This is a genomic window from Bacillus sp. MBGLi79, assembly GCF_002953915.1.
On record NZ_CP026521.1, the window covers coordinates 743127 to 753032 of the forward strand.

9 protein-coding genes and 2 pseudogenes are annotated in these 9906 nt (G+C 43.5%); 3 read left to right on the forward strand and 8 right to left on the reverse strand.

The genetic code is table 11. The features are described from left to right. Nucleotides 1-265: 265 nt before the first annotated feature. A complete protein-coding gene (iolT, locus tag C1T29_RS03920) occupies nucleotides 266-1687 on the forward strand; it encodes a myo-inositol transporter IolT (RefSeq protein ID WP_103750076.1) in 1422 nt (473 codons plus the stop codon). Nucleotides 1688-1734: 47 nt separating this feature from the next. Here iolT and bdhA read toward each other — a convergent pair whose 3' ends face one another. Next, complete coding sequence (bdhA, locus tag C1T29_RS03925) at nucleotides 1735-2775, reverse strand: (R,R)-butanediol dehydrogenase (protein WP_003234015.1); 1041 nt, start codon at nucleotides 2773-2775, stop codon at nucleotides 1735-1737. Nucleotides 2776-3212: 437 nt separating this feature from the next. Here bdhA and walM point away from each other — a divergent pair, with 437 nt between their 5' ends. Then, on the forward strand, nucleotides 3213-3584 hold the full coding sequence (gene walM, locus C1T29_RS03930) for a cell wall metabolism protein WalM (RefSeq protein WP_004397746.1): 372 nt from the start codon (nucleotides 3213-3215) through the stop codon (nucleotides 3582-3584). Between the two features lie 65 nt (nucleotides 3585-3649). After that, nucleotides 3650-4696, forward strand: a complete 1047-nt coding sequence (locus tag C1T29_RS03935; protein ID WP_103750075.1) for a PD40 domain-containing protein — start codon at nucleotides 3650-3652, stop codon at nucleotides 4694-4696. A gap of 32 nt (nucleotides 4697-4728) precedes the next feature. Here C1T29_RS03935 and C1T29_RS03940 read toward each other — a convergent pair whose 3' ends face one another. From C1T29_RS03940 to C1T29_RS24690, 7 genes and pseudogenes are all read right to left on the reverse strand, one after another. Further along, a complete protein-coding gene (locus tag C1T29_RS03940) occupies nucleotides 4729-4887 on the reverse strand; it encodes a hypothetical protein (RefSeq protein ID WP_040083974.1) in 159 nt (52 codons plus the stop codon). Between the two features lie 184 nt (nucleotides 4888-5071). After that, a complete protein-coding gene (locus tag C1T29_RS03945) occupies nucleotides 5072-5281 on the reverse strand; it encodes a cold-shock protein (protein WP_003234008.1) in 210 nt (69 codons plus the stop codon). An 82-nt stretch (nucleotides 5282-5363) separates the two neighbouring features. Beyond that, nucleotides 5364-6179 carry an alpha/beta fold hydrolase gene (locus C1T29_RS03950; protein ID WP_071581627.1) on the reverse strand — a complete coding sequence of 272 codons (816 nt, stop codon included), beginning with the start codon at nucleotides 6177-6179 and terminating at the stop codon, nucleotides 5364-5366. Nucleotides 6180-6217: 38 nt separating this feature from the next. Continuing rightward, a pseudogene (locus tag C1T29_RS03955) lies at nucleotides 6218-6496 on the reverse strand (DUF4003 family protein); the annotation flags it as partial. Nucleotides 6497-6618: 122 nt separating this feature from the next. Beyond that, on the reverse strand, nucleotides 6619-8160 hold the full coding sequence (gene cotA / locus C1T29_RS03960; protein ID WP_103750074.1) for an outer spore coat copper-dependent laccase CotA: 1542 nt from the start codon (nucleotides 8158-8160) through the stop codon (nucleotides 6619-6621). A 151-nt stretch (nucleotides 8161-8311) separates the two neighbouring features. Then, nucleotides 8312-9721: a GABA permease gene (gabP, locus tag C1T29_RS03965; protein WP_103750073.1), complete on the reverse strand. Its 1410-nt coding sequence runs from the start codon at nucleotides 9719-9721 to the stop codon at nucleotides 8312-8314. A gap of 37 nt (nucleotides 9722-9758) precedes the next feature. Then, nucleotides 9759-9896: pseudogene (locus C1T29_RS24690) on the reverse strand (hypothetical protein); the annotation flags it as partial. Nucleotides 9897-9906 lie beyond the last annotated feature (10 nt).

Below are 9906 nucleotides of genomic sequence, written 5' to 3' on the forward strand. Positions count from 1 at the left end.
AAAACGCATTATATCCCTACAGAAAAAAGTGACGCTTTTCTAGTATTTCGAGCTCAACTTGCTAACATTGTTTTTTTAGCTAGAAATGAAATCGCTTCCAAGGAGGATGGAATGCTAATAAGAAGGGAAGGTTATAAGGTTATTGGATAAAAACATGAAGAACTTTTTTCTGAAGCCTGTGACGAAATGTGAGGAAGACAGCAGCCATGGAATAGGTTTTTGAAATACGCATTGATCGATTTTGAAAAAGACTGGGGGAAACAGTATGAATAAACAAGGCAATCAAATGTCATTTTTACGCACGATTATTTTAGTCTCTACTTTCGGCGGGCTTCTTTTTGGCTATGATACCGGTGTGCTCAATGGAGCTTTGCCGTATATGGGAGAGCAGGATCAGCTTAATCTCAATGCCTTCACAGAGGGCCTTGTCACCAGTTCACTTCTTTTTGGAGCCGCGCTGGGTGCTGTGTTTGGCGGCAGGATGTCTGATTTTAACGGCCGCCGCAAAAATATTTTATTCCTCGCTGTTATATTTTTTATTTCGACGATCGGGTGTACGTTTGCTCCGAATGTTACGGTCATGATCATTTCCCGTTTTGTGCTTGGTATTGCGGTAGGGGGTGCATCAGTAACGGTGCCTGCCTATTTAGCAGAGATGTCTCCTGTGGAAAGCAGGGGACGGATGGTGACGCAGAACGAATTGATGATTGTATCAGGACAGCTTTTGGCCTTTGTTTTTAATGCAATCCTTGGAACAACAATGGGAGACAACTCCCATGTGTGGAGGTTCATGCTGGTCATTGCGTCGCTTCCAGCCGTGTTCCTGTTTTTCGGGATGATCAGAATGCCCGAGAGTCCCCGCTGGCTTGTTTCGAAAGGGAGAAAAGAAGATGCTTTGCGTGTATTGAAAAAAATCAGGGATGAAAAGCGGGCAGCAGCTGAGCTGCAAGAAATTGAATCCGCTTTCAAAAAAGAAGATCAGCTTGAAAAAGCAACGTTTAAAGATCTTTCAGTCCCATGGGTGCGCCGTATTGTGTTTATTGGATTAGGGATTGCGGTTGTACAGCAAATTACAGGTGTTAATTCGATTATGTATTATGGGACTGAAATTCTAAGAAACTCTGGTTTCCAAACGGAAGCCGCTTTAATCGGAAACATTGCGAATGGCGTGATTTCAGTATTGGCAACATTCGTCGGAATCTGGCTGTTGGGAAGAGTGGGGCGCCGGCCGATGCTGATGACGGGCTTGATCGGTACGACAACAGCATTATTGCTGATCGGGATATTTTCACTTGTACTTCAAGGGTCACCGGCACTTCCGTATGTGGTTCTGTCACTAACAGTTACATTCCTTGCTTTTCAGCAGGGGGCCATTTCACCAGTGACGTGGCTGATGCTTTCTGAGATTTTCCCGCTTCGCCTTCGCGGACTGGGAATGGGTGTCACGGTATTCTGTCTGTGGATGGTGAATTTTGCAGTCAGTTTCACTTTCCCGATATTGCTGGCCGCCATTGGGCTATCCACAACGTTCTTTATCTTCGTTGGACTAGGCATTTGCTCTGTCCTGTTTGTGAAGAAGTTTTTACCGGAAACGAAAGGACTTTCGCTTGAGCAGCTGGAGGAAAACTTCCGCGCTTATGATCACAGCGGGGCCAAGACAGATTCTGGCGCTGAAGTGATTGGATAAAATAAAAAAAGAATCCGCATACGAGCGCGGATTCTTTTTTATGTCTATTAGTTAGGTCTGACAAGGATTTTGACTTGGCTTTTCTCTTTAATAAGAGCCCCGAAGCCTTCCTCGATCAAATCATCTAGAACGATTTTTTTCGTTACAAGTTTGTCGGCTGAGAAGTAGCCTTCTTTCATTAATGACAATACAGCCGGGAAGATGTCGCGGTATCCGATAATTCCTTTTACTGTGCGTTCCTTGATGACGATATCGTTCGGATGGATTTCAGCACCTTTTTCCCAAATGCTGACGATGACTGTTTCACCGGCAATTGTAGTGGACTGGATGGCTTGTCGTAACACCACTGGAACACCAGTGACTTCAAATGCTACGTCAACTCCGCCTCCTGTACGTTCTGCAATCTCAGCGACTACATCGTCTGTTTTAGACGGATCAACGATGATCGCGCCAAGCTCCTCAGCCTTTTGCTGGCGTTCAGGTGAAAGCTCAACAGCGTAAATATCAGTTGCACCGGCAGCCTTCAGCGCTTCAATGACAAGAAGTCCGATCGGGCCGCAGCCGAATACAGCCGCTTTGTCGCCGGCTTTGAGTTTGCTTGAGCGGACAGCATATAGAGCGACTGCTGAAGGCTCAACGAGCGCACCTTGTTCGTATGATAATTCATCAGGGAGTTTGAACAAAAGCTCTTCATCTACAGAGACGTATTCAGAGAAACCGCCGCCTCCGCCGGCTAAGCCGAGGAATCCCATTTGTTCATCAAGGTTGTAAGCGCCCTGGTGGCCGTGTGTAGCAAAAATCGGTTCTACTACGACACGGTCTCCAACTTTATAATTTTCAACGCCTTCTCCGACTTCGACAACTTCACCGGAGAATTCATGCCCCATTGTGACAGGTGCTGTTTCATTTGTTAATGGGTGCGGTTTGTCAACCGGAATAAAGATCGGGCCGCCGAGATATTCGTGTAAATCACTCCCGCAGATGCCGCACCATTTGACTTTGATCTTTACTTTTCCCGGCTCCGTTTTTGGCTCCTCAATATGTTCAATACGGATATCCTTTTGGTTATGCCATCTTGCTGCCTTCATGGATTACCACTCCTATAACTTTTGATGTGAGTAATTCCGCACCGGTCAATATGAACTGTTCACAAAATCGCCATTTTTAAAACCAAAAAAGAAATGAAATTTTTATATAATATAATCTACGTTTTTTGAAAAAAGAAACTTTGAAGAAAAAAGAGTCTCGCACACTCTTTTTTCTTTATATGAGAGTATCAATCGTTTACATAGCTATGAATTTGGTTTGAACAAATACGGTAATGGTTCGTTCATATTGAATGCGACAACTACTCTATTAATAATTATAACGCTAATACCGCTATTATAATAGGATAATCTTCCATGGTTTATTTTAGCAGAGGTAACTTTTTTGACTTTGTAACATTACTGTAAGGATATTGAAATAAAAAATAGCTGGTTGATCGTGTATAATCTTCCTAGATGTTAACAAACAGGGGGACGAAATGTTGAAGAAAGTCATTTTAGCCGCTTTTATCTTAGTAGGAAGTACTTTGGGAGCTTTGAGTTTTTCATCAGATGCCAGTGCGAAACATGTGAACGGAAATATTACTTGGTATAATGGAGTCGGGAAAAAAGGCTCTTCAGGTAAGAAACTTGGACATTGGGATTGTGCGACCAAGATCGGATTTGATGTTCCTAGAAACGGAACAAAAATCAGAGCTTATGCAAAAGCGAAGCCTAAAAAGGTGATTACGGTTTATAAAAATGATGTTGGCAGAATGCCTAATGCGGTGCTGGATGTAAGTCCTAAAGCGTTTAAAGCGCTTGGATATCCATTAAGCAAAGGTAAGGTAGCGGGGCATTACAGCTATTAATTTACATATATAATCTGTAAAGCAAGAAGTCACATTCTTGCTTTTTCTATTGGTGGAGATAAAAGATGAAAAAAAGAATCATATTATTGTTAACAGTGATAATAGCGGCAGCTGCCGCGGGGGTTGTGTTTTATGTTGCAAAGGATAAAGGCCATCAGAAGGCTGCTGATGTGACAGTCAATACCGAAAGCGGTGATGAGCTGCTGGTTTCCATTACAGATACGGATCTGCTGACAAAGTATTATGAAAATGACAAGGTGATCCATGAGGAAAAGCTGACCAGCTATCCGGCATTTGCCTTGGATCAAAAACAGCAGGTGCTCTATTATACGGGCAATAATGATCAGAATGAAATGAGGCTTTTTAGGCTGGATCTAAAGTCTAATAAAAAGACGATGCTTTATAAAGGCGCGGAGAGTGCGGACAGTTTGTTTTTATCAAAGGACCGTTCAACCATCTATTTCCGTTTAGGAAAAGCGGACGAAAGCAATTTCCGGATCGCCGCTTTTGATCTGAAAGCGAAGAAGTACAAAAACATTTATCCTGCCGCTAATGATCAGGATGACACCGTCAGCAGCTTCTTTTATAACCCAAAAAACGATTCATTTGCATTGCTTCATTATTCTGTAGAAGAAGACTACAAGAAAACAGATGAAGCAAATGAAAAGGGCATCGACCCTGAACCAACAACGATTCATTTTGCGGAAGGCCGTCAAAATAAATTTAATGAGCTTAAAAGCTTAAACCAATTTATCAGCGATATTGCTGTTTCTGATGATGATAAACGTATTTTATTTACATCATATACGCAGAGAGAGACGGAGCAAACCGCTGCTATTCAGATGCTTAATGCGGATACGAAAAAGTATGAAAACATCATCTCAAATCAAAAATCATTTAAGCTGTTAATTGACGCACAGCCTCAGTTCTCTAAGGATGGAAAGAACATTTATTTTCTTGCCGAAGCCAAAGGGGCTAAAAAGCTGAAGGACGAAACAGGGCGTGAAGCTAAGGTGCGGACGATTTATTCCTATAACCTTGAAAATAAGACCTTCAAAAAAGTATGGGAAAATCCGAACGGCATTATTAATAGCTTTTCTGTGATCAACTAATAAAAACCACTCGGCTTAGGCTGAGTGGTTTTTTAATGGACAAGGTGCCGGGCTAATGATCCGAGCCATTTTAAAAAATGGATTAGTGGTATCGACAAAAACAGAAGTTCAACATAAGAGTTCATTGCAAGGTTCAGCTTTTTGAAGGCAGCTCTTTTTTGCAGGTCTTTTTGCTGCTGGTTTGAGATCACGTTATCACCCCTTTCGTATCCATATTATACCATCAAGGCAAACAAAAAAGCCCTAAACGTTTACAGTTTTGGGCTTCTTTCCTTTTGGCCTCTTGCCATGAGAGGCTTTATTCTGAAATATAGAATTTTGTCTCCGTTTGAGGTTTGTTTGCTTGCAGGAGACTGCGTTTGTTATAGGGAAGAACTAGCTTGTTTTCGTTTGGCTGTTATTTTGGAGATTCACTAATGAACGGATGCCGTCGACCATTTTACTTCCGCACAAAGGGCACAATGGCGTATCACTGCTGGCGAAGTTCTTTCTGGTCCAGCCGTTACAGTCTTCTTTTGTGCATTCCCAAGTACTCACATCTTCTTTTGGCAGCGGTTCTTGATTACGTTTGTTATAGTAAGACATAAAGTCACTTCTTCCCTCATGTATTTTACTGCACATTTCTTATTGTCTCATACTTTTCCCTAATCTCCTAATTCCTTTTTCTTTATGACTTTCCAGTCAGCCCATCTAAAAAGGAGAGGAGTGTGCTGTTAAAAGCGCCGGGCTCTTCTAAAAACGGGCAATGGCTGCTTTTAGAAAAGGTGACGAGTGTCGAGTTTGGAATGTGGCTGTGCAAGTGTTCCCCAGCTGCGGTAGAGAAAAATTTCCGGTCTTCCCCGAAGCACAGCAATGTCGGCACACTAATGTTTTGAAGAGTGCCGCGGTAATCAGCAGCCGTTTGGTTAAATAAAATCGTGCTTGAAATGGCGGCAGGCTGTTTGAGGATTTCTGCCAGCATCCATTCTGTTTCTGTTTCGGCAGGCGGCTCTGCGAACATATTCTGGATGAAGCTTTCGTAGAATGGCAGCGGGTCAGCCTGAATGGCGTGCATCGCTGTTTTTAAACCGTCAAAATCAAATGGGCCGTGTTCCCAGCCCTCCCATTGATAGTCGGAAGCAGATTGATCAATGATGACAGCAGCTTGTATGTTATCATTCCCAAATTGATGGAGATAATCCCATACGACAAAGGCCCCCATTGACCAGCCGGCAAGAACGACATGATCAAGCTCCATTGCGTTTAGAAATTCCCTTACGTCACGGGCGTATTGGGAAATGGTGTGTCCATGAAGCACTTTGTCAGATTCGCCGTGTCCTCTAAGATCAAGACGAATACATTGATAATTGGCAGAAAGCGCCGAAAATTGTTTGTGGAAAAATTGTCCGCTCATCAGCACCCCATGTATAAACAGGATCGGTGTCCCGCTCCCATGTGTTTCATAGTAAAGGCGTGTCTGATCTTCTAATGTGATGTATGGCATATTTCTCCTCCCTTAGTTTCCGTCATGAGTATGACTGGCTGAACCATTTCATTGTATACATCAATGAAAGTATGACATGTTTGTTTTGCCTCATGCTGAAAATGAATGGCCAGAATAGAAGCAATAGTAAAGCAGTGGTGTGAATTGAGTGTTGTGAAGCTGCCGATGTTTGATTTAATATCGCTGCTCAAATCATAAAAGCGCTGAAAATCAAACTCTCTTTTATTCACAATATATGCAGAGGAAATGAGTATTAATATCTGATCGTGTGAAACTTTTCATTTTCATTTTGATTTTCATTCAGCATAAATGGAAATGTTTTGTGTAGATGGTGTTCAGAAAAAAAGCAGCTCCTTTTGCTGTTTTTACGTAATACGATAAATTGAGGCAAAGGTTTCATAAAGAAAAAAACTTGCCTGCTAGAGGCAAGTTTGTCGGGTTATTTGTTGGGATCAGTTATATCCATCGGTCTCATCATGTCATAGTCCTCATGCTCAAGAATATGGCAGTGCCATACGTATCGTCCGCTGTACGGCCCGAATGTCGCCGCGATTCTCAGGACTTCACCTGCATGCGCTTGAATGGTGTCTTTCCATCCCTTTTCACTTGGCGGCGGCGGGATAGCCGGACCCGTATAGGACAATTCCCCGCTTTCTTGATAACGGGCGATATCAAACGGACGCCGGTCTAATACACGGAAGGAGACCAGATGCAGGTGAATCGGATGTGTTCCGCGTGTCGGGTTGATAATGGACCATATTTCAGTTGTGCCGGCTTTTGGTGCTTCTGTGACAGGATCGTGCCAGCGTTTGTTATTAAGCAGAAGGACGGGTCTGCCGTATTCGTCCTGGGTTCCTGCCAGTTTTAGTGTTCTGATGTTTTGTATTCTTTCATGCTGTACGGAAGGGTATGAGGCGAGGTACTTCGGCTTTCTGCTTTCGTCTTGTTGCGCTAATGGTTTTGTGACTCTGAATTGCATGATATTTGCATCTGTTTCAGGATTGACGTCACCGCCGCAGCCCGCGCTGTTTGCCAAAATGATCGATTTTCCTTCATACGCTGTGAAGTCAATGATGATATCGTAACGTTCAGCAGGCGCAAGACTGAAAGAATTCAATTTAACAGATCGCGGCAGGAGCCCTCCATCTGAACCGACCTGAATAAACTCTCCGCCATTATCGAGTGACAGATTATAGGTTCTTGTATTGGAGGCGTTGATGACACGGAATCGGTATTTCCTCGGCTCGACTTCCAAGTATGGCCATACCTTCCCGTTGACGAGTATGGTTTCTCCGCAAAAAGCCGGAACGATTGAAGGATTAGGCAGTGACGGAGAAGGGTTTTCCGGTGCGCTCGGATAAAACAAAGAACCGTCCTCATTGATCGTGCGGTCTGTGATAAGAAGCGGCACATCGTATTCGCCTGAAGGCAGTTTTAAGCGTTTTTCCTTTGGATCATGAATGATATAAGCGCCGACAAGTCCGGCATAGACATTTAGCCTGGTGAGCGCCATGGCGTGATCGTGATACCACAATATAGCCCCGCGCTGCTGATTAGGATAATGATAAACCTCTCTTTTGAAATAAGGTCCTGTTTGTTCAAAGTCTTTGGAAAACCAAGCCTCCGGATACCCGTCGCTGTCATCTGGCGTGACGCCGCCGTGTAAATGAACAACAGTCTTTACTTCGGGTTCTTCATGCTGGCTGTCACTGTGATGAATGGTGTGATCAACCGGAAGGAAATGCGTGGAAGGAAGATTATTCATCCATTTCACATATACATTTTCATTTCTTTTAACCTCAATGGTAGGGCCCGGAAATAAGCCGTTGTAGCCCCACAGGCGGGTCGGAGGAAGATCACGGTGAAGCTGATGAGTGCATTCCTCCATGGTGACTTCGTAGTATGTTTTTTCTTTTGATTGCTGCACTGGCTTTAGTGTATCTGGGATTGGGAGAGCATCCACAAATTTTTCAAGTGTCATTTTCATCTGTCCTTATCTAAATTTTCCAAATTGGTATTATAGTTAATGACAATAAGGACGTGATGGTTACAAAAAATCTTCGTGCTGAAGACTGCCTAATGAAGAAAATAACAAAATCCTAAACGGCAGGCCGTTTAGGATTTGATCAGCGTTAAGGCAGGGTATCGGGCTGCTGCTGTGTGACTGGCTTTGCAGCTACTTTCTCGCCCACCTTGCGTTTTCTGAACACAAGGTAAGAAATCAGAACGATTCCCGTGATGACACCTGTCAGCAGAAGCTCATCTCGCATGGAATCAATAAATGCCATAGACACTAAAATCCCGCAGATGGCGATGATGGTCAAGTAAGTGAGGAAAGGGAAAAGCCACATTTTGATTTTCAAAGCTCCCGGGTTTGTTTTTTCGAGTTTTTTCCGCATTCTCAGCTGGGAAACAGCGATGACAAGGTAGACGAGCAAAGCGATTGCGCCTGATGAGTTGACTAAAAATAGAAAGACAGTATCCGGTGAGAAATAGTTCATGACGACCGCGATATAAGAGAAAAATGTTCCGGCTACAATAGCTTGTACGGGAACGCCTTTTTTGCTCAATTTCATAAAACGGCGCGGCGCCTCGTTTCTTTCTGCAAGTGAATATAGCATTCTGGATGTGGTGTACAAACCTGAATTCAGGCAAGAGAGTACGGCTGTGAGGACGATAAAGTTCATGATCTGTGCGGCTGCCGGCACTCCTATATGCTCAAGTACAGCGACGAAAGGGCTTTCTAAAATATTTGCTGAATTCCATGGCAAGAGCGCCACAACAACGGCGATTGAGCCCACGTAAAAGACGATGATACGCCATACAACGGATCTGGTTGCTTTTGTCACAGATTCGATCGGGTTGGATGTTTCTCCTGCTGCAATGGCAACGATTTCAGTTCCCATAAAAGAGAAGATGACAACGACAATGCCGAGCAGTACAGTGCTGATGCCTTCCGGGAAAAACCCGCCTTTGCCTGTAATATTCGAAAAACCGACTGGCTCACTGCCCGGTGCAAAGCCAAAAATAAAGGCAAAACCAACGATTAGAAAAGCAATGATGGTCACAACTTTAATGAGGGAGAACCAATACTCAAACTCACCGAAAGACTTAACGGAGTAGACGTTTGTCAGGGTGAGCACAATCGTCAAAATCAAACTTGTCAGCCAGAGCGGAATATCATGGAACCAGTATTGAATAATGCCAGCACCGGCAATGGCTTCGATCGCGATAACGATCACCCAGAAAAACCAGTACAGCCAGCCGATTGTAAATCCTGCCCACGGTCCGATGGCGTCGTGAGCGTATTGAGAAAACGATCCGCTCGTCGGGTTTACGGCAGACATCTCACCGAGCATTCTCATAATAAAAATCACCAATAATCCGGCCAACGCGTAAGAAACAATCGCACCGGGACCGGTCGAGTGAATCACTGAACCGCTGCCTACAAATAGCCCGGCACCGATGACGCCGGCGATCGAAATCATTGTCATATGGCGCGTCTTTAATTCTTTTTTTAATCCTGGTTGAGACTGGTTCATAAGTTACCTCCTTTAAGAATGAAATCATTACTGAATATTATGATAATTGAAACTCTATCATAAATATACAGTTTGTCGAAAATTCATGTGAGAAAATATAACAGTTTATTTCAAATTTGTAGGGTTTGTTTGCTGGGTTTTCGGCGGATATGCTTGGAGTAAAAGAAAAAATGTTTCAGCATGTA

Excerpts from the sequence above, each read along its gene's own strand:
- iolT (WP_103750076.1), top strand. The coding sequence starts at position 266 with ATGAATAAACAAGGCAATCAAATGTCATTTTTACGCACGATTATTTTA.
- bdhA (WP_003234015.1), bottom strand. The coding sequence starts at position 2,775 with ATGAAGGCAGCAAGATGGCATAACCAAAAGGATATCCGTATTGAACAT.
- walM (WP_004397746.1), top strand. The coding sequence starts at position 3,213 with ATGTTGAAGAAAGTCATTTTAGCCGCTTTTATCTTAGTAGGAAGTACT.
- C1T29_RS03935 (WP_103750075.1), top strand. The coding sequence starts at position 3,650 with ATGAAAAAAAGAATCATATTATTGTTAACAGTGATAATAGCGGCAGCT.
- C1T29_RS03945 (WP_003234008.1), bottom strand. The coding sequence starts at position 5,281 with ATGTCTTACTATAACAAACGTAATCAAGAACCGCTGCCAAAAGAAGAT.
- C1T29_RS03950 (WP_071581627.1), bottom strand. The coding sequence starts at position 6,179 with ATGCCATACATCACATTAGAAGATCAGACACGCCTTTACTATGAAACA.
- cotA (WP_103750074.1), bottom strand. The coding sequence starts at position 8,160 with ATGACACTTGAAAAATTTGTGGATGCTCTCCCAATCCCAGATACACTA.
- gabP (WP_103750073.1), bottom strand. The coding sequence starts at position 9,721 with ATGAACCAGTCTCAACCAGGATTAAAAAAAGAATTAAAGACGCGCCAT.